This is a genomic window from Arthrobacter sp. SAFR-044, assembly GCF_059414985.1.
Genome location: NZ_JBPFDN010000002.1, coordinates 409579 through 433611, shown reverse-complemented (window position 1 = coordinate 433611; position 24033 = coordinate 409579). Strand labels below are relative to the sequence as shown.

Annotated in this window: 19 protein-coding genes; 13 read left to right on the top strand and 6 right to left on the bottom strand. The window is 67.3% G+C overall.

Features of this window, described 5'->3' with window-relative positions; translation table 11 throughout:
- Window position 1 precedes the first annotated feature (1 nt).
- Window positions 2-292 (bottom strand): hypothetical protein, encoded by a 291-nt coding sequence (locus ACR65J_RS04755; protein WP_440166519.1) that lies wholly within the window; start codon window positions 290-292, stop codon window positions 2-4.
- A gap of 156 nt (window positions 293-448) precedes the next feature.
- Here ACR65J_RS04755 and ACR65J_RS04750 point away from each other — a divergent pair, with 156 nt between their 5' ends.
- Window positions 449-988 (top strand): hypothetical protein, encoded by a 540-nt coding sequence (locus ACR65J_RS04750; protein WP_440166517.1) that lies wholly within the window; start codon window positions 449-451, stop codon window positions 986-988.
- A 75-nt stretch (window positions 989-1063) separates the two neighbouring features.
- Here ACR65J_RS04750 and ACR65J_RS04745 read toward each other — a convergent pair whose 3' ends face one another.
- From ACR65J_RS04745 to ACR65J_RS04735, 3 genes are all read right to left on the bottom strand, one after another.
- Entirely contained in the window at window positions 1064-2311 is a 1248-nt protein-coding gene (locus ACR65J_RS04745) for an AI-2E family transporter (protein WP_440166515.1), read from the bottom strand.
- 134 nt (window positions 2312-2445) lie between these two features.
- Window positions 2446-3126 carry a FadR/GntR family transcriptional regulator gene (locus ACR65J_RS04740; protein WP_440166513.1) on the bottom strand — a complete coding sequence of 227 codons (681 nt, stop codon included), beginning with the start codon at window positions 3124-3126 and terminating at the stop codon, window positions 2446-2448.
- A 4-nt stretch (window positions 3127-3130) separates the two neighbouring features.
- Window positions 3131-4405 carry an MFS transporter gene (locus ACR65J_RS04735; protein ID WP_440166511.1) on the bottom strand — a complete coding sequence of 425 codons (1275 nt, stop codon included), beginning with the start codon at window positions 4403-4405 and terminating at the stop codon, window positions 3131-3133.
- A 136-nt stretch (window positions 4406-4541) separates the two neighbouring features.
- On the opposite strand from ACR65J_RS04735, the gene ACR65J_RS04730 reads away from it, so the two are divergent.
- Window positions 4542-6131, top strand: a complete 1590-nt coding sequence (locus ACR65J_RS04730; RefSeq protein WP_440166510.1) for a CYTH and CHAD domain-containing protein — start codon at window positions 4542-4544, stop codon at window positions 6129-6131.
- Window positions 6132-6152: 21 nt separating this feature from the next.
- Here ACR65J_RS04730 and ACR65J_RS04725 read toward each other — a convergent pair whose 3' ends face one another.
- Window positions 6153-7589, bottom strand: a complete 1437-nt coding sequence (locus ACR65J_RS04725) for a PucR family transcriptional regulator (protein WP_440166508.1) — start codon at window positions 7587-7589, stop codon at window positions 6153-6155.
- Between the two features lie 168 nt (window positions 7590-7757).
- Between ACR65J_RS04725 and ACR65J_RS04720 the strand changes: the two genes are divergently transcribed.
- The 7 genes from ACR65J_RS04720 to ACR65J_RS04690 all read left to right on the top strand — a co-directional run bounded on the left by ACR65J_RS04720 (window position 7758) and on the right by ACR65J_RS04690 (window position 18357).
- Window positions 7758-9188 carry an aminobutyraldehyde dehydrogenase gene (locus ACR65J_RS04720; RefSeq protein WP_440166506.1) on the top strand — a complete coding sequence of 477 codons (1431 nt, stop codon included), beginning with the start codon at window positions 7758-7760 and terminating at the stop codon, window positions 9186-9188.
- Window positions 9189-9244: 56 nt separating this feature from the next.
- On the top strand, window positions 9245-10615 hold the full coding sequence (gene gabT, locus ACR65J_RS04715) for a 4-aminobutyrate--2-oxoglutarate transaminase (protein WP_440166504.1): 1371 nt from the start codon (window positions 9245-9247) through the stop codon (window positions 10613-10615).
- A 530-nt stretch (window positions 10616-11145) separates the two neighbouring features.
- Window positions 11146-11646, top strand: a complete 501-nt coding sequence (locus tag ACR65J_RS04710) for a hypothetical protein (protein ID WP_440166502.1) — start codon at window positions 11146-11148, stop codon at window positions 11644-11646.
- A gap of 3 nt (window positions 11647-11649) precedes the next feature.
- On the top strand, window positions 11650-12990 hold the full coding sequence (locus tag ACR65J_RS04705; protein ID WP_440166500.1) for a glycosyltransferase family 2 protein: 1341 nt from the start codon (window positions 11650-11652) through the stop codon (window positions 12988-12990).
- A gap of 22 nt (window positions 12991-13012) precedes the next feature.
- On the top strand, window positions 13013-14794 hold the full coding sequence (locus ACR65J_RS04700) for a polysaccharide deacetylase family protein (RefSeq protein WP_440166498.1): 1782 nt from the start codon (window positions 13013-13015) through the stop codon (window positions 14792-14794).
- A gap of 55 nt (window positions 14795-14849) precedes the next feature.
- Window positions 14850-16637: a polysaccharide deacetylase family protein gene (locus ACR65J_RS04695; protein ID WP_440166496.1), complete on the top strand. Its 1788-nt coding sequence runs from the start codon at window positions 14850-14852 to the stop codon at window positions 16635-16637.
- A 37-nt stretch (window positions 16638-16674) separates the two neighbouring features.
- Entirely contained in the window at window positions 16675-18357 is a 1683-nt protein-coding gene (locus tag ACR65J_RS04690) for an endo-1,4-beta-xylanase (protein ID WP_440166494.1), read from the top strand.
- A 50-nt stretch (window positions 18358-18407) separates the two neighbouring features.
- Here the strand turns inward: ACR65J_RS04690 and rarD are convergent, their stop codons facing one another.
- Window positions 18408-19478, bottom strand: coding sequence for an EamA family transporter RarD (gene rarD / locus ACR65J_RS04685; RefSeq protein ID WP_440166671.1), 1071 nt, complete (start codon window positions 19476-19478; stop codon window positions 18408-18410).
- Window positions 19479-19581: 103 nt separating this feature from the next.
- Here rarD and ACR65J_RS04680 point away from each other — a divergent pair, with 103 nt between their 5' ends.
- From ACR65J_RS04680 to ACR65J_RS04665, 4 genes are read left to right on the top strand one after another with little or no spacing between them, the layout of a single operon-like run.
- Window positions 19582-20577 carry a DNA topoisomerase IB gene (locus ACR65J_RS04680; protein ID WP_440166492.1) on the top strand — a complete coding sequence of 332 codons (996 nt, stop codon included), beginning with the start codon at window positions 19582-19584 and terminating at the stop codon, window positions 20575-20577.
- 45 nt (window positions 20578-20622) lie between these two features.
- Window positions 20623-22083, top strand: a complete 1461-nt coding sequence (locus ACR65J_RS04675) for an FAD-dependent oxidoreductase (protein ID WP_440166491.1) — start codon at window positions 20623-20625, stop codon at window positions 22081-22083.
- A 40-nt stretch (window positions 22084-22123) separates the two neighbouring features.
- Entirely contained in the window at window positions 22124-22729 is a 606-nt protein-coding gene (locus ACR65J_RS04670; RefSeq protein WP_440166489.1) for a TetR/AcrR family transcriptional regulator, read from the top strand.
- Complete coding sequence (locus tag ACR65J_RS04665; protein WP_440166488.1) at window positions 22729-24003, top strand: glycosyltransferase; 1275 nt, start codon at window positions 22729-22731, stop codon at window positions 24001-24003. Before ACR65J_RS04670 ends, ACR65J_RS04665 begins: the two co-directional genes overlap by 1 nt.
- Window positions 24004-24033 lie beyond the last annotated feature (30 nt).

Below are 24033 nucleotides of genomic sequence, written 5' to 3'. Positions count from 1 at the left end.
CTTAGCCGTTCATGGGACCTTCGGCCCGCAGCTTCTCTGCACCCGGTCCCTCCACGTGCACGGTGCAGCGGACCACCAGTTGGCCGGGAGCGTTGTCCAGCTCCACCAGGGAATCATCCGCGCTGAGGACGGTGAACACCTCTGACCCTGCGACAACGTCCACGCCCTTGGCCTTTGCCGTTTCCCGCGCGTTCCGCAGCGCCTCACGCTCCAGTCCGTCCACGTAGCCGCTGTCACTTTCACGCGCCGGGTCTCCGAAGGCCCAGCCGAACAATGTCCCTGTATTTCCCATGTCGACGATATTACGCGGTTGCCCCTCTCCGGGACGGGCTTTCGTAATATTAGTAAGTGTGCTTACCATGGGCGGACCATACCTCGAAGGAACACGGCAAGTGAAGTCCGCGGCAGCGGCAACCGGAACCAGTTCACAACGTTAGGAATGCACATCATGGCAGGAAATCTCATTGCCCGTTCAGTTCACGACCTGACGGCAGCAGCATGGTTTGGTGGATCCCTGATGGGCGCCATCGGGCTCAACGGCGCGGCGGCGCAGGCCAAGGACCCCGCCGAGCGCACCCGGCTTTCCAGCGCCGGCTGGATGAAGTGGGCGCCGTTCCAGACCGCAGCCTTTGCCTCCCACCTGGCGGCGGACCTCGCCATTGCCTGGGAGAACAAGGGCCGCATCGCCAAGCAGGAGGGCGTTGCCCGCGACACCGTCATCAAGACTGCCGTGACAGTGGTGGGCGCCGCGGTGACGCTGTACTCGGGCATTGTGGGCAAGAAGGTGGAGAAGCTGGCCGGTGAAGGTGCCGAAGGTGCCACCGAGCCGCACGGCGCAGCCTCGGACGAGCTGAAGGCAGCCCAGCAGCAGCTCAAGCTCCTGCAGTGGGCCATCCCCGGCTTCGCTGCCCTGGTGATCATCCTCGGTGCCAAGCATGGCGAGATGCAGCGTCCCAAGAACGTGTTTGCGGGCCTGCGCGGCGAGTAGCCAAGCGGCCAGGACACAGCGGACGACGGCGGCCCGGCACCAAAGTGCCGGGCCGCTGCTGTGTCCGGTGGATGGCTAGACCGGCTGGGTGTTGGCCGGCGTCAGGTCCGGGTTCATGTCTTTCAGGTCGGGGTCTTCTGCTGTCCATACCTGGATGATGGCCCAGGCTACCGCTGCCAGCGGCACGGACAGCACCGCGCCCACGATCCCGGCCAGGATAGTGCCGGCAGTCAGTGCCATCAGGATCACCAGCGCATGGAGCTGCAGCGACTTGCCCATGACGATTGGCTGCAGCAGGTCGCCCTCAAGCTGGTTGACGGCGATGACCACGGCCACCACGATCAGTGCCACCACCGGCCCGTTGGCCATCAGGGCCACCAGCGCTGCGAGGATACCCGCGATCGTGGCGCCCACCAGCGGGATGAACGCGGTGATGAAAACAATGATGGCGAGTGGAATGGCCAGCGGAACCTGCATGATCAGCAGTGCAGCGCCGATGGCCACGGTGTCCACCAGGGCCACGATCGCGGTGCCGCGAACGTAGCCGCCGAGGACCTCGAGGGTGCGGCGGCCTGCCCGGCGCAGCTTGGCCTCGCGCTGCCCCGAGAAGGGGCGGAGGAAGAAATTCCAGATCTTGGCGCCGTCCTTGAGGAAGAAGAACAGAATGACCACCATGAGGCTGGCGCCGGCGATGAACTCGGTGACAACGGACAGCCCGGTGACGGCGCCGGAGCGGACCTGGCTGCTGGTGGCGAACTGCATTACGGCTTCCCGAGCCTGGTCGAGCTGCCCCTGTTCAATGGGAATGGGTCCCGTCAGCAGGAACTTCTCCAGCTCGTCGAGGCCGGATGACGCCTGCGCCGCAAGCTCGCCCCATTGGTTCCGCACGGAGAAGTAGATCACGGTGGAGACGCCGCCCAGGATCACCAGCAAGGCGACGAAGGCAAGCCCGGTGGCCAGGCCGCCGGGTATCCCGCGGCGGCGGAGCATGTTCACGAAGGGGCCGATCGCTGCGGCCAGGATCAGGGCGATCAGGAGCGGGATCACCAGGAGCTTGATCTGCATCAGGGCGAAGACGGATACCGCGACGACCGTCAGGACCAGCAGGACCTGCGCTGCGCGGGTGCCCACCCTGCCCAGGCCGTCCGCCCAGAGAGCGCCCGGCGTCCTCGGTTCCTTCACCGCCGGTGTCGCTGCCTTTCGGGGCGCGGCATCGGAGGGTTGCTGCGCGTCCGGCGTGCGGGCCTCGGATTCGGGCCAGCGGGCCTCGGATTCGGGCCAGCGGGCCCGTTGCTGGTCGGTGGGGCGTGCTGGTCGTGCCATGGGGGCTCCTCAATCGTCAGGGCGCCGGGGCCGGGACCGGCACGGCGGACGTACCCCTGCCTGATAGTAAGCCTACTGACTGATATGGCCGGGAGTAACCGGCATGCGCCGCCACGCGGAGTTTCCGGGCGGCGCTATTCCGCCAGCCACTCCGCGCACGAGTTCAGGTTCCGGTTCACGCTGGCCACGGCAGCGTCTTCGTCCCGCTGCGTGATGGCATCGAGCAGCGTCTCGTGGCCGTCCCGGGGGAGTCCGTTGAAGCCCGGCCGGCGATGCTGCGTGAGCAGGTCCTGGTGGAACACGGTTCCGAAGCTGGCATAGAGTTCGTGCAGCAGCGGGTTGCCGGACGCGCGGGCGACGCCTTCGTGGAAGCTCCAGTCCGCGTCCGCCCAGGCCTCGAAGTCGCCCTTGTTCCAGGCCGCGTCCCGGGTGGCGAGGAGGGCACGCAGGGAGGCGACGTCGTCGTCCGTGGCATTGCGCGCGGCCAGCCGGGCAGCCTGGGTGTCCAGGCCCAGCCGGACCTCCAGGATGTGCTGCTCGGTGTGGTCCTGGTACATCCGGCGGGCGGCGCCGGACATCTCGCTGGTGGCGCGCACGTAGGTGCCGTCCCCCCGCCGCACCTCCAGCATCCCGCCGTGGGCAAGGGCTTTGACCGCTTCGCGGAGGGTGCCGCGGGAAACCCCCAGCCTGGCCATGAGCTCAGGTTCGGACGGGATCCGCTGGTTCAGCGGCCACTCGCCGGAGTGGACCATGCCCCGCAGCTTGGCCGTGACCTCGGCCGCGAGCGGCGGACGGACGGATGGGCTCAGGGTCATGGGATTACTTCCTCTCCGCGGGTTTGCCGGACATCGCAGGGCCGGTGATCAGGTGGGACACCACGATCTGGACCAGGGCCAGTGCCAGCAGCAGCACCAGCGGCAGGGACCAGCCTCCGGTGGCGCTGTGCAGCAGGCCCATGCCGAACGGGCCCGCGGTGGCCAGCAGGTAACCGGAGGACTGGGCCAGGGTGGACAGCGCGGTGGTCTCGGCGGTGCTGGTGCCGCTGCGGCTGATCATCACCATGACCAGCGGGAAGATGCCCAGGCCGAAGCCCAGCAGGACAGCGGGGACGGCCGCCAGTCCCACGGGGAGGAACAGCAGCGCCGCAATTCCCACGGCCATGGTGATGCTCACCAGGTAGAACGCGGGACGGAGCATCCGGGGCCGGGCGCCGATGGCGATCAGCACCATGCCCGCGGGGACGGAGACCAGCTGCATGAGGCCGAACAACAGCCCGCTGTCCGAGGCGCTGACGCCCATGGTGGTGAGCATGTAGGGGAACCAGCTCAAGAGGGCGTACGCCAGCAGGGCCTGCAGGGTGAAGATCGCGGTGAGGAGCTGCCCCTTGCGGGTCCGCAGCAGCTGCCACGGCGACACATGGCCGGCTGTGGTCCGGACCGTATGGCGGTGGGCATGCAGTGCCACGGGCAGGAAGCCCAGGAATGCAGCCACGGCGGCGATGCCCACGGCGCCCACCGCGGCGGACGGGGAACCCAGGGCCTGTGCCAGCGGGACCACTGCGACGGAGGTCAGGGTGCCGCCGGTGGTCATGGTCACCGTGTAGACGGCGGTCATCAGCGACGTCCGGGAGGCGAAGTGCTCGCGGATGAAGGACGGCATGGCCACGTTGCAGACGGCCAGCCCGGACATGCCCACCACGCTGCCGGCTACCAGCATGCCGGTGGCCGGGATGCCGCGCAGCAGGAGCCCGCCGGCCAGCAGCGCCAGTGACAGCAGGATTGCCTTCTCCACACCGATCCTGCCGGTCAGCCAGGATGTGGCGGCACCGGCAACAGCGAAACAGAGGGTGGGAATCGACGGAATGATGGATGCCACGAGCACCCCGTAGCCCAGCACGGCCTGGAGGTCGTGCAGCAGCGCGGACGCGCCCGTGATGCCTGCGCGCAGGTTCAGCCCGATCAGCACCAACGCGATGACAGCGAAGACGACGGCGGAGCGTGGCCTGGCAGCTGGGGTGCCGGTTGCCGGGGTGGCGGCCACCGCGGCGGGTGCCTGGGCTGTTGCGGGCGCGGAAGAGGGGGGAGTTGCGGGCATACCTTCCACCGTAAAGGTTAGACGTTTGATGTTTGCGCTTTTGTGGCCAACCTCTCCGTGTTTCCAGAGCCTGCAATAGACTGCCAACGGATTGTCAGAGGGCCTGGCGCGGACCAGGTGGTGCGGAAGGACGGCTGTGGAGGCTTCCCGGGGACTCGAGATTGAGCAGAAGTACGACGTCGGCGCCGGCGCCGTGGTGCCGCCCCTGGAGCAGGCCGCGGGGGTGGCCCGGACCGGCAAGCCGCACACGGACCTGCTTGAGGCCATTTACTTTGATACCCCCGGCCATGCCCTGGCCGCGCGCCGCATTACGCTCCGCCGCCGCACCGGCGGTAAGGACGCCGGCTGGCACCTGAAGCTGCCGCCCCAGGTGCCGGTACCCGGGGAAGGCCCGCAGCAGCGGACGGAACTGCGCGCCCCCCTGGGCCGGCCCGACGTCGTCCCGGACGCCCTGCTGGCCCACCTTCATGCCTATCTTCGGGGCGCCGTCCCGGTGCCGGTGGTTCGCCTGGAAACCCGGCGCACCACGTACCCCTTGTATGGGGACGACGGCGTCCACCTGGCCGACCTCGCCGATGACGTCGTCGCCGCAGTGCGGCTGCAGGAGGGACACCCCGATGAGGCGACGCGGCAGGAATGGCGCGAATGGGAGCTGGAACTGGTCCACGGAAGTCCGGACCTTTTCGGCCCCGTGGAGGAACTGCTCGCCGCCGCCGGCGCCCGGCCCGCAGGGCACGCCTCCAAGCTGGCGCGCGCGCTGGGCCCTGACACTAAAGCGGGAAAGCGGGCCGCCGCCGGGGAGGCTGCTGCCGACGACGAAAGCACCCCCGCACTCCTGTCCGGCAAGCGGGCTCCGGCCGCCGCCGTCGTCACCGTTTATGTGGGCGCCCAGATCGACCAGATGCTGGCCAGCGACCCCGCTGTCCGGGGGGAGGAGCCCGAGGCGGTGCACAACATGCGCTCCGCCACACGCCGCATCCGCTCGGTCCTGGCAGCGTACGCCAAGCTCTACCGGGCATCACCGGTGCGCAAACTGCGGGCCGAGCTGAAGTGGCTGGCCCAGCTGCTCGGGCAGCCGCGCGACGCCGAGGTCCTGCGGGCGCAGCTCGGTGAACAGCTGGGTGGACTGCTGCCCTCGGACGGGGTTAGCGGTGCCACGGCCACGGTGGAACAGCGCACCGGCGCGGACTACGACGCCGCGTACCGCCTCCTGCAGGAGGCCCTGGGCTCTAACCGCTATTTCCGGCTCCTGGACAAACTCGAGGATTTCCGTGACAACCCGCCAGTGCGCGCCGATGCGGTGGCGCCGGGACGGCGGGCGGCCGCAAAAGCAGTGGACAAGGCCGCCAAGCGGCTGCAGCGCTCGCGCAAAGCTGCCAAGCGCGCTCGGCGTGGCAAGGAACAGGAACTTGCCCTCCACCGCGTGCGCAAGGACGCCAAGCGGCTGCGCCACGTGGCTGAATCAGCGGTGCTGGTGCACGGCAAACGGGCGGGCAAGGTGGCCAAGGCCGCCCGCAGGCAGCAAAAGATCCTGGGCCAGTTCCAGGACGCAGTGGTGGCCCGCGACCTGCTGGCAGCCATCGCCGCGGACTACAGCGAACCCGTCACGGCAGGCATTTATGCGGAATTGCTCAACCAGCAGGAAGAGCGGATGCTGGCGGCCCAGGCCGGATACCGGAAGGCCTGGAAGAAGTCGCGCGACCTGTTGGGCCACGGCGTCCTCTGAGGCTAACCCGCCGCCGCCGGCCTACTTGCCCTGGCGGGCAGACAACCGGGCCACCGCCAGGGCCAGCCAGAGCTGCACCCGGTCCGCGGTCACGGCGGGGTCATACCCGGTGAGCTCGGTGATCTGCGCCAGCCGGTACCGGACCGTGTTGCGGTGCAGCGTGAGTTCCTCGGCCACCGCAGCCACCGAGCCGTTGTTGTTCAGGTAGCTCTCCAGCGTGGCCATCAGCTCCGACCCGTGCGCGGCGTCGAAGGAACGCAGGGGATTCAGGGACTCATGCGCCATATCGGCCAGGGGCACATCCTCGCTGGCCAGCAACAGCGACGTCAGGCTCAGCCGCTCCGGCTCGTTCACAGGCAGGCCGTGGCTGGCGGCATCGCGGGCCTCGAAGTAGCTCCAGCGCAGGCCGTTCGGTTTGGTGTACGCGCCGCCGATGCCAATCGTGGCGTGGATCCCCGCTTCGGCAAGGTGGTCGCTGAGCTTGCGTGCCAGCGCCGGCGCCGTCCCGCCGTCGTCATTGACCACCAACACCAGGTCCTTGCCCACGACGGCGGCAACGGCCTTCTCCAGTTCCTGCGGCACCGAGGTGCTCCCCAAGGCCTTTCCGTGGGCCGCCGAAACGGCCAGCAGCACCACGTTCTTGCGGGTGCTGTTCACGCCCACGCCGGCCAGGCGGCGCTGCGCCTCGCTGGTCTCCAGTGCCCCGTGGATCACGTCCTCCAGGACCTGCCCGCAGAGGGCGCGCTGGGCCTGGCGCTGCTTCACCATGTTGTTCAGCTCCACACTGATCAGGTTCTGCGCGTAGCCGATGATGCCGGTGTCCTCGAAGGGCTGGCGCACCCAGAGAGTGCAGGCGTCACGCCGCCCGGTGGGCACGGGGTAGCTGGACCAGGTGTCGGCCGTCGGCTGGGCCGTGCTGCTGCTGAACAGCTGCGCCGTGAACTGGGTGAGCGCCACGTCCGTGCGCAGCATGCCGCCCAGGTTCTTCAACAGCTCGGCCAGGCCGCCGCCTGTCAGCAGTGCCCGGGCCAGCACCTGATGCCCGGCGATCAGCCGTTCCAGCTTGGCGTAGTGGTCTGCCGACTGGGCATCCGCCACCAGCTTGGTGATGGCGATGAAGGGGGTCTCGTACGGCACTTCCACCACCGGCAGGCCCCAGCGGTTGGCCTCCGCGAGCAGGGCCGGCGGCACCGCCTCATGGGAAAGGCCCACGCCGAATCCGATTCCCACCGCCCCGGCCCGCTGCACCTGGCGCACAAAACGCCGCTGTTCAGGAGCGGAACGCAACCGCAGGCCGGTGGTGAGCACCAGCTCGCCTCCATTGAGGAAGCGCTGCGGATCCTCCAGTTCCGTGACGGCCACCCAGTTGATGTCCTGGTTCCAGGTAGTCTCCGCCACGCCCGCCTTGGACAGCTTCAGGGACGTCACGCCCACCAGGGCAGCAAGGGAAATGGCCATGAAGCAAGGATAAACGTGAGCTGGGCAACCGCACTAAACCTGTTTGGGAAGGGTGTGCAGGTGGCTATTCACCCCGCTTGGGCGCTGGCATAGGCTCAAGGCAGTTCCATCCATCCGTCCTGGTCTCCGCCCGGCCGCCGATGGCCCTTACGAAAGAGGTTGCACACCGTGGTCCAAACCTTGCAGAACTTCATCAACGGGAAGTTCGTCACCCCCGCCGGCACCACGCTGCTGGACGTGGTCAACCCCACCAATGGGGAAGTGGTGGCGCAGGCTCCCGTATCGGTGCAGGCGGACGTCGATGCCGCGATGGCTGCCGCCAAGGACGCCTTCAGGACCTGGAAGCATGTCACCCCCGGCCAGCGCCAGCTCATGCTGCTCAAGCTCGCCGACGCCATTGAGGCCAACAGCGACGAACTCGTCGAAGCCCAGCACCGCAACACCGGCCAGGTCCGCTCCCTCATCGCCTCCGAGGAAGTTGCCGCCGGCGCCGACCAGCTGCGCTTCTTCGCCGGTGCCGCCCGCATCCTGGAAGGCAAGTCCGCCGGCGAGTACTTCGAGGGCCACACCTCCTATGTCCGCCGCGAACCCATCGGCGTTGTGGCCCAGGTGGCGCCGTGGAACTACCCGTTCCTGATGGCCATCTGGAAGATCGGGCCCGCGCTCGCGGCCGGCAACACCGTTGTCCTGAAGCCCTCCGACACCACCCCCGAGTCCACCCTGGTCCTGGCCCGGCTGGCCGGTGACATCCTGCCTGCGGGCGTCCTGAACGTGGTGCTGGGCACCGGCGAAACCGGCGCCATGATGGTGGAGCACAAGGTCCCCGGCCTGGTATCCATCACGGGCTCTGTCCGCGCGGGAATCGCGGTGGCATCAGGCGCCGCCAAGGGCCTCAAGCGCGCCCACCTGGAACTGGGCGGCAAAGCTCCGGCCATCGTCTTCGCGGACGCCGACATCAAGAAGAGCGCAGCCGCCATCGCCGAGTTCGCGTTCTTCAACGCCGGCCAGGACTGCACGGCCATCACCCGGGTGCTGGTGCAGGACTCCGTGCACGACGACGTCGTGGCTGCCATGGTCGAGCACACCCGGACCCTGCGCACCGGCTCTCAGAACGACGAAGACAACTACTTCGGCCCGCTGAACAACGTGAACCACTTCAACGCCGTGACCTCGGTGGTGGAGAACCTGCCTGCCAACTGCCGGATCGAAACCGGCGGACACCGGGCAGGGGAGAAGGGCTACTTCTTCGAACCCACGATCATCACCGGCGCCAAGCAGACCGACGATGTGGTGCAGAAGGAAACGTTCGGCCCCGTCATCACCGTCCAGAAGTTCAGCACCGAAGAAGAAGCGGTGGCCCTGGCCAATGACGTGGACTACGCGCTGGCCTCCAGCGTCTGGACCACCAACCACGGCACCGCCATGCGGTTAAGCCGGGACCTGGACTTCGGCGCCGTCTGGATCAACACCCACATCCTCCTTACCGCCGAAATGCCGCACGGCGGCTTCAAGCAGTCCGGCTACGGCAAGGACCTCTCCATGTACGGCGTGGAGGACTACACGCGCATCAAGCACGTGATGTCCGCCCTCGACGCCTGACCATTTCCCCGCTGGTTGAGCTTGCCGAAACCCGGAATCGTAGAAAGAAAAGAACCATGACCACCACCGCAGCAGACATCACCTACCGCCTGGAGCAGAAGCGCAACGTCCAGGCCGACTTCCCGGGTCCCAAGTCCGTGGCACTGACCGAACGCCGCAAGTCCGTGGTGGCCGCCGGCGTCGCCTCCAGCGTCCCGGTCTACGTTGCAGACGCCGACGGCGGCATCATCCACGACGTCGACGGCAACTCCTTCATCGACCTGGGCTCAGGCATCGCCGTGACCAGCGTGGGTGCCTCCGACCCCGCCGTCGTTGGCGCCGTCAAGGAAGCCGTGGAGCACTTCACCCACACGTGCTTCATGGTCACCCCCTATGAGGGCTACGTGGCCGTTGCCGAGCAGCTGAACCGACTCACCCCGGGCGACCACGAAAAGCGCACCGTCCTGTTCAACTCCGGCGCCGAGGCAGTGGAAAACGCCGTCAAGGTGGCCCGCCTGGCAACCGGCCGGGACGCCGTCGTCGCCTTTGACCACGCCTACCACGGCCGCACCAACCTGACCATGGCGCTGACCGCCAAGGCCATGCCGTACAAGACCAACTTCGGCCCGTTCGCCCCCGAGGTCTACCGCATGCCCATGAGCTACCCGTACCGCGAGGAAAACCCCTCGATCACGGGCGCCGAGGCGGCCAAGCGCGCCATCACCATGATCGAGAAGCAGATCGGCGGCGACCAGGTTGCCGCGATCATCATCGAGCCCATCCAGGGTGAGGGCGGCTTCATCGTCCCGGCCGACGGTTTCCTGCCCGCGCTGGCCGCATGGGCCAAGGAGAAGGGCATCGTGTTCATCGCCGACGAGGTCCAGTCCGGCTTCTGCCGCACCGGTGAATGGTTCGCAGTGAACCACGAAGGCGTCGTCCCCGACATCATGACCATGGCCAAGGGCATCGCCGGCGGCATGCCGCTGTCCGCCATCACGGGCCGCGCCGACCTCCTGGACGCCGTGCACCCCGGTGGCCTGGGCGGCACCTACGGCGGCAACCCGGTGGCCTGCGCCGCAGCGCTGGCTTCCATCGGATCCATGGAGGAGTACGACCTGAACGGCCGCGCCCGCCACATCGAATCCATCGCCACCGCACGCCTGCGCGGGCTGCAGTCCGACTTGGCCGGTGCCGGCAACGCCGTGATCGGCGACGTCCGTGGCCGCGGTGCCATGCTCGCCGTCGAACTCGTCCAGGCAGGCTCCAAGGAGCCCAACCCGGAGCTGACCAAGGCTGTTGCCGCCGCCTGCCTGAAGGAAGGCGTCATCATCCTCACCTGCGGTACCTACGGCAACGTCATCCGCCTGCTGCCCCCGCTGGTCATCACCGACGAACTGCTGCTGGACGGACTGGACGTCCTGGCCGCCGCCATCAAGGCCAACGCCTGACAACAACCAAACCCGGTCCGCGAAAAAGGCAGCACCCTCAGGGTGCTGCCTTTTTTGCATTGCCTGGACGCAGCTTTGGGGGATACCTATGCCCCCGCGCCGGGCTGCGCGAACTACCCAATATCCCGTCCTGGCCGGCGGGCAGGCAGCGGTTCCCCCAAAATCCTTTCGGTAAGTAGCCCCAAGAATCTTTATTGAGTACCCGCTACTCGTGCCTGTCCCACGCACGGATACGTAGTTTTGACCTATAAACGGGTGTGCAGTGCGCGACGCCGATTGCCTCAGGCGCCACCTGCCACCCCACAGTAAGTCCGGAGCTGCTTTCGCGCTCCCATCCACGTCAGCTACAGGGTAATGACGCTGCCCTGCCTTGGCGCTGACGACAGGAACTTCCACCAACGACTGGTTATGGGCACACCAGCCGGCGACACCCCGCAGCCCAATGACGCACATCTTGCTCAAGACAGGGGGAAGGCGATGACGCGGCCTTCAACAATGACGCAAGCTTCAAGGGGAAACGGGGAAGCCCAGTGCTGACGCACCCCGGGTCCTTCGCCGTGCCTGCAGCCGCCACCTTTGGCAGGGACGGCGCCATGTTCGAAAGCCTGCTAAGTTTCGTGGCCCAGATGAGCCTGGTGCTCTGGGGCCTGGTCACCCTCACCGTGGTCATCCGCTTCCTGGGGATCCGGTTCTACCGCCGCGCCGCACGACGGGCCCTCGCCCGGATGGCGGCAGCGGGCACTGCCGTCCCCGCCATAGCAGTGGCGAGCATCGGCGCCCCCGTCACTGCCGCTTCCCGCACGGCTCCCGCTGACGCCGCGGCCACTGCCCGGACTGCCCGGACTGCCGGGACCGATGCCGAACCAGCCGAAACCCAGGCCGCCGCTGCCGTGATGCCGGCCGCCGTCGTGAGGCCGGCCATCGCCGTCGTACCTGCCATTGCGGCCGGGATCGACCTGGTCCAGCCTGCCAACGTCCCGCTGCCCGATGCCTTCACGATGGTGTTGGCAGCCAACTCCGCGGACGGATGAGCGATGGATATCGCGCTCCTGGTCTTCTGGCTGTTCGCGGGCGTCAGCATCCTTTACGTCGTGCACTTCGGCCTGTATCTGGCAGGCGCCAATTTCTATGACATCTGGCAGCAGCGGCGGAAAGGACTCCGGGGCTTCCGGCTTCCCGCCGCCTACGAGCCGGAGTGCGCTGCGAGCGCAACCTGGACGCGACGGGCCCTCCCCGAGGTGCCCGGGCTGGTCTCCATCGTCATTGCCGCCCACAACGAGGAAGCAGTGATCGTCCGGACGCTGGACTCCATCCGGTGCAGCACCTACCCTTCCTTCGAAGTCCTCGTGGCGGACGACGCCTCCGGTGACCTCACCGGCCGGCTGGTCCGCGACTACCAGCTGCGGCACCCCGGGATGAACCTGCGCCTCGTGCGAATGCACCGGAACGTGGGCAAGGGCGCCGCGCTCAACTCGGTGCTCCGCAGGTTCGCGCGCGGACAGTTCGTCATGACGCTCGACGCCGACTCGGTCATCCAGCCGGATGCCATCACCAACGCGCTGTGCTACTTCGACGACCCGTACGTGGCGGGTGTCGCTGCCAATGTCCAGATCATGGAGGAGACCACGGCACTGGGCATCCTGCAGCGGTTTGAGCACATGATCGGCTACCGGTCCAAGAAGCTCTATTCGCTGCTGAACTGCGAGTTTGTGGTGGGCGGGGTGGCCTCCACCTACCGGATGCGCGTGCTGCGCAAAGTGGACTTCTACGACACGGACACGGTGACCGAGGACATCGGCCTGAGTGCAAAGATCACCCACCTGGGTAACCGGCGCTTCCGCCTGGTCTACGGTGCCGACGTGGTGGCGAAAACCGAGGGCGTGCTCACATTCCGTGCCCTGGCCAAGCAGCGCTACCGCTGGAAGTACGGAAGCATCCAGAACCTGATCAAGTACCGCAGCATGACGTTCAACCCGAGCCGGCGGTACAGCCGCGCCTTGGCCTACTACCGGATGCCCATGGCCGTGCTGAGCGAGTTCACCCTGCTTGTCTCACCCCTGGCGTGGACGTACGCGGTCTATTGGTCACTGGCGACCTACACGCCGGCCCTGATCATCGGGTCCTACGCCACCATCACCGCCTACACGCTTCTGACGGTCCTGATGGATGAGAACCTGTCGCCGCGTGAACGCACCAGGCTGTGCCTGTACGCGCCCACCGCCTACTTCCTGTTCTACATCATGGACCTGGTGCAGCTGACGGCAGCGATCCGCTGCATCGCCCGCTCCCGCGGGTTGGTGCGGCGTCCGGCGATCAACACCTGGAGCTCTCCGCAGCGGTCCGGAGGCGTGGCGGTGGTAAGCCGTGCCGCCTAGGAACCGGAGGGTCCGCCGGGTATTGCTGAATCCGCTCGTGGTCATCTCGGTCCTGGTCCTCCTGATCACCGCCGCTTGGTTCGCGTATACGGGCAGGCTGGGCAACTTCGCCCAGGCACGGCCCGGGGCCAACCTGCTTCCGGCGCTCTTTCCCGCCCTGGCCGGACCTGCCGCGACACCCGGCCCGTCGCCGTCGGCCGGTTCTTCGGTGGCCCCATCAGGGGGCTGGACCGCCGGCCACAGCGCAGGCGCAAAAACGACCCTCGCGCTGGTCCCCGGGCAGATGGCCACCCAGGCGCTGAAACTCGACATCACGGAGTACGCCTCGGGCGACGTGACCCTCACCAGCCCACGCGTGGACCTGGCTCCCGGCAAGACCTACTTCTTCAAGGTGTTCACCACCACGGACACCGATTTCCGGCTCCTGGCCCGGAAGTACCACAAGGATGGCAGCACCACCCTGGAGCAGCTGCGAAACCCCGTGGAAAGGCCCGGCACCTCCGCGTTCACGGTGAGCGACGCGTTCAGCAGCGGCGAGACTGTCAGGGCGGTGGAGTACGTCTTCCGCTTCGCATCCGCGGGCACCGCCCGCCTGGAAGGTGCCTACCTTGAGGCAACGGACGACGTCCAGCTTCCGCCGCCGCCAGCGGCAGGCCCCAACGTGATCCCCAACCCGGGATTCGCCGGCATGCAGCCGAACCAGCCCGCCTTCTGGTCCCCCTATTCATCGGGGACCTCAACAGTGGAGTCAGGACGAGGCGAGGACGGTCGCGGCAGCTTCCTGTGGACCCGCATCGGCAACTATCAGAGCGGGGAGGCGAAGTGGCAGTACCAGCCCATCCCGGTGACCCCGGACCGCTACTTCAGGTTCGGCGCGGCCTACAAGTCGGACCGCGGGGTGGATGTGGTGGCCGAGTTCGAGCTCGCCGGTGGCGGACGCACGTTCCGGAACCTGGAGACCGTGCCGCCGGCGGGGGAATGGACCACCATCAGCGAGGCATTCCAGGTCCCGGCAGGCGCGGCCAACGCCATGGTCACCCTGGTTGCACATGGCAACGGCAGCACCGCCGTCCGCGACTATTCCCTTACGGACATCACCAAGCCGGGGCCTCTGCGGTGGAACCAGCCCATGGTTTCCATAACGTTCGACGACGGGTGGCAGTCAGTGTACGACCGGGCGCTGCCCCTCCTGGACAAGCACGGCTTCCGGTCCACCCAGTACGTCAACGCCAGCTCCATTGAGACGCCGGACTTCATCACGGGCGCGGAAGTCCAGCAGCTGCACCAGGCCGGACATGAAGTCGCCGCCCACGCCTACCAGCACGTCGACCTCACATCCCTGGGCACTGACCGGCTGGACCAGGAGCTGCGCAGGAGTGAGGAAGCGCTTGCCGCAGCGGGGCTCCCCACCGATGACCTGGCACCGCCGTACGGCCGCTCCGACGCCCAGGTGGACTGGTACGCGGCCAAGTACTTCAAGATCATGCGGGGGACGGACAACGGCATCAACACCAGGCAGAACATCAATCCGCATGACCTGAAAGTCCTGTACGTGACCGACGCAACCACTCAGGACACCGTGAAGGAAGCGCTTGCCGAGACATCCCGGTCCAACGGCTGGCTCATCCTGGTCTACCACCAGATTGCCAACCCCGATTCGTCGGGGACCCAGAAGAACACCATTGCGGCGGACAGGAGCACCATCACCAGCGACGTCCTCGCAACCCAGCTGCAGCTCATCGACGAAAGCGGCATCCAAGTGAAACCGGTCGCCCAGGCGTTCGAGCAGTTGCAGGGCCCGTGACCACCACCAGGCGGTGACACGCGGTGCCTTCGCCACCCGAAAGAAGGAGAAAGTCATGATCAAATCCAGATCCAGCCTGGTGCGGAGCCGCGCCAGGCTCCTGACCATCGGGGTAGCCGTGTGGGCCATAGCCGCCGCCCTGCTGTCCCCTGCGGCCGCGAACGCCGCCGTGGACAACCCTGCCCCAACTCCGCTCGTGTCCTTCACCTTCGACGACGGCATGCAGAATGCCCTGACCCAGGCTGCCCCCACACTTAAGAAGTACGGGCTCACCGGCACCAGTTACGTCATCACCAACTGTGTGGGGATGACGTCCGTGCCGAACACCTGCCGGGCCAACACCGACGTTCCGTATATGACCTGGGACCAGATCACACAGTTGCAAAACAGCTACGGCTGGGAGATCGGCTCGCACACCGTTGACCACCAGTGCCTCGTGAGCGTGGGCAACGACTGTCAGGCAACCAAGCTGACCGCCGCCCAGGTGGACGCCGAGCTGGCGAACAGCAGGGCCGTACTGGCAGCACACGGATTCAACGCCGGCGCCCTGGCCACGCCCTACGGAGACTACGACATGTCGGCGCTGGCCCGGATAGCGAAGTACTACAGCTCGATGCGCGGGTTTGCGGACGTGGGCAACAACATCTGGCCCCTCGGCGACCTGTTGCTCCACAACACGCCGGTGCAGGAAGTCACCACCCCGGTCGCCACGCTGAAGTTGAAGGTTGACGAGGCCATCGCCAATAAGACGTGGGCCATCTTCACCTTCCATGACATCAGGCCGTCGCCGAGCCAGACCCCGGATGACTACCAATACGGGACGGCTGAGCTGGACCAGCTGGCAGCGTACGTGCAGACCAAAGTGGCGGCCGGGCAGATCAGGAACGTCAACGTCAGCAAGGGCCTGGTCAACGGCAGCCCCAACATGCTTCCGAACCCGACGTTCAATAGCGGCATCGCCGACGGATGGCGGACCGACGCCCCCGCAGCAATCACAGCGGATTCCGGCAACAACGGCAGCTACCCCGATCCCGCCAAGTCCGTGAAGCTGGTCTCCGGATCCGCTGTGGGCCATCTGTTCTCGCCAAAGATTGCGGTTTCGGCGGCCAACAGCTATCTGTACAAGGCCTTCCTCAACGTCGCCGCGATCTCCTCCGGAGAAGTGGGCTTCTACGTGGACGAGTACAACGCGGCCGGGCAGTGGGTTTCCGGGCAGTTCCGCAAGCGGGAAAACAGCCGGTGGGTGGAGTCGATGAACTTCACCTATACGCCCAGCTCCACCAGCGTGGCGTCAGCCAGCCTGCAGGTCTACGTGACCGGCACGGGCATCACCGCTTACCTGGACAACATGCAGATGATGGCCCTTGGGGCGGCAACGCCTCCCACGCAGTCACCCAACCTCGTGGCCAACGGCACGTTCGACGCCGGCATCGGGTCGGGCTGGAGGACGGACTCGGCTTCCACAATCCTGGCTGACGCAGCCAGCCACGGGAGCCCGGCCAACCCGGTGAACTCGGTCAAGATGGCAGCCACCACGGCCAACAAACACCTGTTCTCGCCACAGGTGGCGGTCGCAGCCGGCAGCTACAAGATCGCCAGCTACCTCAACATCACGGCGCGGAACAGCGGTGAGATGGGCTTCTACATTGACGAATACAACTCCGCCGGGCAATGGGTCTCCGGGCAGTGGAAGCTCGGGGTCGCGGCCGGCGGCGTCACCAACGTGGACCTGACGTACTCACCGAGCAGCACCGCCGTGGCCAAGGCGAGCCTGCAGGTCATCGTCCAGGGCAACTCGGGACTGCAGGCGTACTTCGACGACGTCCGCTGGACCAAGTCGTAGCAGCACCACGTACTGGCAACAGGGGAGAGGACGAAGGATGGCCGGGCGCCCGCAGGCACTTACGGTGTTGCTGGTGTCCGCCCTCCTCGTCATCCTCGCATCCTGTTCCCCACCCAAGCCTGACGTGACGCTGGACCTGCTGCACGGGGACTGGCAGGACGTTCCCGGTGTCCGGGCCGGGAACGGGGCACTCCAGGTGACGCCCACCGCCAGGCGCATCGTGGAACAGAGCGGGGAAGGCGGCCAACCAAACCCTCCGCTCAACCTCGCCGGCACACACCTGGTGGTCGGCGGGGACTTTTCGCTCAGCGCAACGTTCGCGAACGTCACAGCGGACGCATCCTGGGCGCTGTACGACCGGCCGCCCGTCATCGCGGACGAGTTCCGCGTGGAGCCGGCGGGCCTGCGGCTTACCCTCCAGGGCAGCGACCTGAAGATCGCAGTCTTCGACGGGACGCAAAAAAAGGACGTGACCCAGCCGGTGCCCGTCCATGAAGAGCACGTAACCGTGAAAGACGCCGGCGCTCCGCTTACGGTGCGGCGCTCCGGCGATAGCCTGGCCGTCGCCAGCGGGAACGACGCTATTTCCTCACTCCCCCTCGGCAAGGTGTTTTCATCCGGGGAGCTGTGGCTGGGGTTTTCCAGCGATTCGGGTGACTTTGAGATCACCTCGCTTACGGCGGTTGCGCCGGGAAACGCCGGCCTGCGAACCTCGGGCGCCGCCGCAGCGGACGTCCAGCGGTCCAAGGATGGTCTGCAGGCGCTCGCCGCCAGGACCCGGCCGGACTTCCTGGTGGGCGCGGCTGTGGCACTGGGACCCCTCACCGGGGACGTTGACTATGCGCGGGTGTTCGTCGAAAACTTCGGCGCCCTCACCCCGGAAAACGCCATGAAGCCGCAGTTCCTCTCCCCGCAGCAGGGCGTGTATACCTTCGAAGAGGCTGACGCGATCCTGGCGATTGCCCAGAGCAAAGGCATGGCGGTCCACGGCCACACCATCGCCTTCACGGAGGCCATGCCCCGGTGGATGCAGGAGCTCCCCGCCGGCTCAGAAGCGGAGCGTCGGGCCAGTGCGGCCGCGCTGCTCGGCTACATCAGCACCGTGGTGACGCACTTCAAGGGGCGGCTGGCATCCCTCGACGTCGTCAATGAGCCGTTCGACGTCAACCAGGGCACCAGCATGCAGCAGAACATCTGGTACCGCGTCTTCGGCCCCGGCTATCCCGCCGTGGTCTCCAAGGCTGTCTACGCGGCCGACCCGGGCGTCAAGCAGTACATCAACGAGAACGGCGCCGACGTGCCCGGGCGGCGCCAGGACGCACTGCTCAAGCTCATCCTCGATACCAACGCGCAGGGCGGGCACATCTACGGCGCAGGCCTCCAGGCGCACGTATACGACCTCAAGACGGACGCCATCTCCGCCGATGACCTCACCCGCACACTCGACCGTTTCGGGGACGCCGGGCTGCACGTCCGCATCTCCGAGAACGACGTTACCGACGACCAGGGGACGGACGCCCAGGCGAAGCAGTACGCCACCGTGCTCGCCACCTGCCTGCGCTCGCGCACCTGCGTCTCCTACACCACCTGGGGAGTGGATGACCGCTACGACTGGTGGATCGACGACGGCGGGAGCCTGCAGCAGGGCCACGACCACCTGTTCAACGACGGGAAGCCGACCCCGGCGTACGACGCCGTAAAGCGCGCCCTGGGCGGCTGACGGACGGCCCCTGCCGTGGAAACGGGCTGGCGGGAAGCGGGTGCGCCGGTTCAGGCGCCTTGGCGGAGCGCGGCCCTGCGGGCCAGCGAGTTCCTGCGCGCCGCCCGCAGCATGTCCAGGGTCAGCACCAGCAGGGCCAGCCACACCACCCCGAAACCGATCCACCTCTCAAGGGTCATGGCCTCGCGGAACACCAGCAGCGCCACCAGGAACTGCAGGACGGGAGCGAAGTACTGAAGCAGCCCGATGGTGGTCATGGGCAACCGCCGTGCCGATGCACCGAAGAAGAGCAGCGGGACGGCGGTGATCACGCCCGATGCCAGCAGCAGCCAGAAGTGTCCCGCTCCCTGGGACGTCAGCGTGGAGCTGCCGCCTGCGGCGAGGACCACCATGGCCACGGCGGCCAGCGGCGCAAGCACCATGGTCTCCACGCTGAGGCTGGTGATGGCGTCCACCCTCGATCCCACCCGGTTCTTGACGAAGCCGTAGAGGCCAAAGCTGAATGCCAGGGTCAGGGCGATCCACGGCAGTTTGCCGTAGGAGTAGGTGAGCACGCCCACCGCCACGAAGCCGACGCCGACGGCGGTCCACTGGAGCGGCCGCAGCCTCTCCTTCAGGACCAGCACCCCCAGCAGCACGGAGACCAGCGGGTTGATGAAGTAGCCCAGGGACGTTTCCACAGCCTGCCCCGTGGTGACGCCGTAGGTATAGGTCAGCCAGTTGATGGCGATCAGGAAGGCGGCCAGCGCCAGCGAACCAAAGACCCGCCGGTCCTTCAGCGCCGTCGCAAGTACGCCCCATGCCCTGGTCACCGTAATCAGGAGGGCGCAGAAAAGCAGTGACCACACCACCCGGTTCGCTACGATTTCGACGGCGCCCGCCGGCATCAGGATAAAGAAGTACAGCGGGAGCAGCCCCCACAATACGTACGCGCCGATGCCGAACAGCATTCCCGCCGTCGAATCCTTGGCCACGGGCTTTGGACCCGCCGGCGCGGAGCCTGCCGAAGCCCCACCCGCCGAGGACTTTAAGGCCGGGGTCTCCACCGAAGGCGGCGCGGCTGCGGAGGTGGCAACGGGGGTGGCGGGGGAGGTTCCTTCTGGCGTAGGCACGAAGTCAATAACAGCATCAGATGGGCAGGTATTCCAGCAGACAGGCGGTAATCCAGAAAATAGTCAGTAGGCTTGCTTTCATGACATGTGCGCCTTTCCTGGAGCCCACTCCATGAGGCTCCGGCGCAGCAACGCCTCAGGCCGCGGCTACCGCAGGGTGGCCGCCGGCAAGGGCTTCAGTTACCGGGACCTGGATGGTTCAACCCTGCCGCCCGGCCCCATCCGGGACCGCCTGGAAAGCATCGGCATCCCGCCCGCCTGGACCGACGTCTGGATCGCCCCGTTCGAAAACGGCCATATCCAGGCGACCGGCGTGGATGCGGTGGGCCGCCGCCAGTACATCTACCATCCGGAGTGGCGCGAGCGGAAGGACCGCGTGAAGTTTGACCGTTCCCTCCAGTTGGCCGAATCGCTGCCCGCGGCCCGCCGGCAGGTCACCATGGACCTGCGCAGCGAGGGCTTCACCCGCGACCGCGTCCTGGCGGGGGCATTCCGGATGCTGGACAGCGGATCCCTGCGGGTGGGTTCGGAGCGGTACACCAACGAGAACGGCAGCCGGGGCCTGGCCACCCTGCTCTGCGCCCACGTCCAGGTGCGGAAGGACCGGATCCTGCTGCGCTTTCCGGCCAAGAGCGGCAAGGACTGGGAATCGGAACTCCGCGACGCCGACCTCGCCGTACTCCTGAGACTGCTCAAGCGGCGCGGCCCCAACGCCCGGTTGCTGGCCTACAAGGAAGGCAGGACCTGGCGCCCGGTCACCAGCGCGGACATCAACGCCTACGTGAAGGAACGGACCGGCTCCGACTTCACTGCCAAGGACTTCCGGACGCTGCGCGGGACCGTGGCCGCTGCGGAAAGCCTGGCCCGTACGGGAGTCCAGCGGACGGCTGCCAAACGGAAACGCGCCATCAGCCGCGCCATGTACGACGCGGCGGAGACGCTGGGAAACACCCCCTCCATCGCCCGCAAGAGCTACGTGGACCCGCGGGTGGTGGACCACTACCACGACGGCGAAACCATCGACCCGAAGCGGCTGGATTCGGCGGAAGCTGAACTCCGGGCACTCCTGTACCGCGAAGGCAAGGTAGTGGCCCTGGCTGCCAACTAGAATGGGGGACTGTGCGCTGCAGCATGCCGCGCGCCGTCATGAAACATGAGCAGGACCAGTTCAGAAGGGTTCCCGGTGTCCAATCACAGCGAAACCGCCGCCAACCGTCCCCTCCGCGTCGCCATTATCGGCGCGGGACCGGCAGGAGTCTATGCTGCGGACATCCTCACCAAGTCCAGCGGGGTCAAGGACGGCGACTTCCAGGTCAGCATCGACCTCTTCGAGGCCTACCCGGCGCCCTACGGACTGATCCGGTACGGCGTAGCCCCGGACCATCCGCGGATCAAGGGCATCGTCAACGCCCTGCACAAGGTCCTGGACCGGGGCGACATCCGGTTCCTGGGCAACGTGACCTACGGCCGGGACCTCACGCTGCACGATTTCCGGGCCTTCTACGACGCCGTCATCTTCTCTACGGGCGCCATCAAGGACGCGGACCTGGAGATTCCGGGCATCAACCTGCGCGGCTCCTTTGGCGGCGCCGACTTTGTGTCCTGGTACGACGGCCACCCGGACGTGCCCCGCGAGTGGCCGCTGGAGGCCAGGGAAATCGCGGTGATCGGCAACGGCAACGTGGCCCTGGACGTGGCCCGCATGCTGGTCAAGCACCCCGAGGAACTGCTCACCACCGAGATCCCGGACAACGTGTACGCCGGCCTGAAGGCGTCCCCGGTGACGGATGTCCACGTCTTTGGCCGCCGCGGCCCCGCCCAGGTCAAGTTCACCCCGCTGGAGCTGCGGGAACTGAGCCACATGGACGACGTCGACATCGTCCTCTACCCCGAGGATTTTGAATTCGACGAAGCCTCGGACGAGGCCATCCGCAGCAACAACCAGGTGAAGACCATGGTGAACACCCTCACCAACTGGCTCGTGGAGGAGCACGCGGAATCCGAGAACCCCTCCTCGCGCCGGCTGCACCTGCACTTCCTGCACAGCCCCGTCGAAGTGCTCGACGACGGCTCGGGCAAGGTGGGCGGCATCAAGTTCGAGCGCATGCAGCTGGACGGGACCGGCAACGCCAAGGGTACGGGGGAGTACATTGAGTACCCCGTCCAGGCTGTCTACCGGGCCATCGGCTACCATGGCTCGGCGCTGGATGAACTGGAGTACGACGCCAAGCGGGGCGTCATTCCCAATGAAGGCGGCCGCGTCCTGGATGCCGACGGCAACCCGGTCCCGGGCATCTACACCACGGGCTGGATCAAGCGCGGACCTGTGGGGCTGATCGGGCACACCAAGGGTGATGCGCTGGAGACCATCGGCTTCCTGCTGGAGGACCGGCTCAGCCTCCCGGCAGCCAAGAACCCGGATCCGCAGGCCATCATCGACCTGCTCGAAGAGCGCGGCATCGAATACACCACCTGGGAAGGGTGGAACAAGCTCGACGCCCACGAGGCAGGCCTGGGTGCCGCCTGGGCCGGACCCGACGGCCTGGACCACGTGGTCCGTGAGCGCATCAAGGTGGTGCCGCGCGAGGAGATGATCCGCATCTCCCGCGCGTAGACCCTATCCGCGGGGCCGCATTGGAGTTAATCTGATTAACATGAATGCGGCCGGGACCGGAACGCGCAACTACAGCTCCCCGAAACGTGCCACCTCCGCGGCGGAGACAGGGCGCCGGATCCTGCAGGCCACCGAAGACCTGTTCATGGAGGGTCCGCTCGCCGAGGTCACGCTGGGCGCGGTGGCCGACCGCGCCGGCGTCACGGTCCAGACCGTCATCCGCAGGTTCGGGGACCGTGCGGGCCTCATTGATGCCACCGCCCGGGCGGCCACGGCAAGGGTGGACAGCCAGCGCAACGCTGTCCCTCCCGGCGACGTTCGCGCCGCCGTCGGCAACCTCCTGGAGCACTACGAAACCACCGGTGCGATGGCCCTGAAGCTGCTCGCCGAGGAACAAACCTCTCCCGTCCTCGCAGAAATCACCGGGGGAGCACGCCGCCTGCACCGCGAATGGTGCCGCCGCGTTTTCGACCCCTTCCTTGACCCCCTGAAGGGCAGCCCGGACCACGACCGCCGGCTGGCCCAGTTCGTCGCCCTCTGCGACGTCTACACCTGGAAGCTGCTCCGCCTGGAGGCCGGGCTCAGCCGCGACCAAGTGGCCCACTCCCTGCTCGAAATGCTGGAACCCTTCACGCGGAGGCCCTGATGTCCACCGTCCTTGCCTACACCTCACCCGCCATCGGCCACCTCTTCCCCATGGTTCCGCTGCTCCAGGAGCTGAAGGCCCGCGGCCATGACGTCCACATCCGCACCCTCCCACGGCAGGCGCCCCAGCTCATGGAGTCAGGGTTCCACGCCGGACCGGTGGACCACCGCATCCTGGCGGTCGAGGCCACCGACTACCGCGCCGGGAACGCGAAGGCCGCATTGGCTTCCAGCGTGGAGACCTTCACGGCCCGCGCCCGCTTCGATGCCCCTGACCTGCAAAAGGCCATCGCCGACGTGGACCCCGACCTATTGCTGGTCGACATCAATGCGTGGGGAGCCCGCATCCAGGCCGAGTCCGCCGGCCTGCCGTGGGCCACCTTCAGCCCCTACACTCCACCGCTGCAGTCGAAGGGAACGCCTCCGTTCGGTCCGGGACTCGCCCCCATGCCGGGCCCGCTGGGACGCGCCCGCGACGCCGTGGCCCGCCGCCTGGTGATCGGAGCCGTCGAAAAATTGATGTTGCCGCGCATCAACGCCCTGCGGGCCGAAATCTCCGGCGGCATCCTTCCACCGGTCAGCGGCGCCGATTCCATGTTCCGCACGGCGCCGCTGATGCTGGTGGCTACGTCCGAGCCGTTCGAGTACCCGCACCCTGACTGGGGTCCGGACGTGCGCATGATCGGTGCGCTCGAATGGGAACCGCCGGCCGGACCTCCAGCCTGGCTGGAAGAGGTCACCGCTCCCCTGGTCCTGGTGACCACGTCCTCCGAGTACCAGGCGGATGACGCCATCGTCCGGACCGCCCTGGCGGCCCTCGCGGGGGAGCCCTTTACCGTCGTCGCCACCTTGCCTGCTGCCCATGCCGGCTCTGCGGGCGCTGCCAGGGCCGCCGGCCTGGACCGGTTCCAGCCCGTTCCGTCCAATGCCCGGCTGGAGCATTTCGTGCCGCACGGCCCTGTCCTCGATCGCGCCGCGGTTGCCATCACCCACGGCGGCATGGGGGCAACGCAGAAGGCGCTCTCAAAGGGAGTCCCCGTGGTGGTGGTCCCCTTCGGCCGCGACCAGCACGAGGTAGCCGCACGGGTAGTGGCGGCCGACGCCGGAGTGCGGCTCAGCCGGAAGCACCTCACCCCCGAGCGGCTCCTGGCAGCCGTCCACCAGGCCGTGGGCAAGGCGCTGGGGGCGCGCCGGGTGGCGGCGGGCTACGCGGCCGCCGGGGGAGCAGCGGCGGGAGCGGATGCCCTGGAAGAGCTCGTCCGGGCCCACCGATGACACAGGGTTGTTGTCCAGCTATGCTGGCTG

Coding starts and splice junctions, on each gene's coding strand:
- ACR65J_RS04755 (WP_440166519.1), bottom strand. CDS start 292: ATGGGAAATACAGGGACATTGTTCGGCTGGGCCTTCGGAGACCCGGCG.
- ACR65J_RS04750 (WP_440166517.1), top strand. CDS start 449: ATGGCAGGAAATCTCATTGCCCGTTCAGTTCACGACCTGACGGCAGCA.
- ACR65J_RS04745 (WP_440166515.1), bottom strand. CDS start 2,311: ATGGCACGACCAGCACGCCCCACCGACCAGCAACGGGCCCGCTGGCCC.
- ACR65J_RS04740 (WP_440166513.1), bottom strand. CDS start 3,126: ATGACCCTGAGCCCATCCGTCCGTCCGCCGCTCGCGGCCGAGGTCACG.
- ACR65J_RS04735 (WP_440166511.1), bottom strand. CDS start 4,405: ATGCCCGCAACTCCCCCCTCTTCCGCGCCCGCAACAGCCCAGGCACCC.
- ACR65J_RS04725 (WP_440166508.1), bottom strand. CDS start 7,589: ATGGCCATTTCCCTTGCTGCCCTGGTGGGCGTGACGTCCCTGAAGCTG.
- gabT (WP_440166504.1), top strand. CDS start 9,245: ATGACCACCACCGCAGCAGACATCACCTACCGCCTGGAGCAGAAGCGC.
- ACR65J_RS04705 (WP_440166500.1), top strand. CDS start 11,650: ATGGATATCGCGCTCCTGGTCTTCTGGCTGTTCGCGGGCGTCAGCATC.
- ACR65J_RS04695 (WP_440166496.1), top strand. CDS start 14,850: ATGATCAAATCCAGATCCAGCCTGGTGCGGAGCCGCGCCAGGCTCCTG.
- ACR65J_RS04690 (WP_440166494.1), top strand. CDS start 16,675: ATGGCCGGGCGCCCGCAGGCACTTACGGTGTTGCTGGTGTCCGCCCTC.
- ACR65J_RS04680 (WP_440166492.1), top strand. CDS start 19,582: ATGAGGCTCCGGCGCAGCAACGCCTCAGGCCGCGGCTACCGCAGGGTG.
- ACR65J_RS04675 (WP_440166491.1), top strand. CDS start 20,623: ATGAGCAGGACCAGTTCAGAAGGGTTCCCGGTGTCCAATCACAGCGAA.
- ACR65J_RS04670 (WP_440166489.1), top strand. CDS start 22,124: ATGAATGCGGCCGGGACCGGAACGCGCAACTACAGCTCCCCGAAACGT.
- ACR65J_RS04665 (WP_440166488.1), top strand. CDS start 22,729: ATGTCCACCGTCCTTGCCTACACCTCACCCGCCATCGGCCACCTCTTC.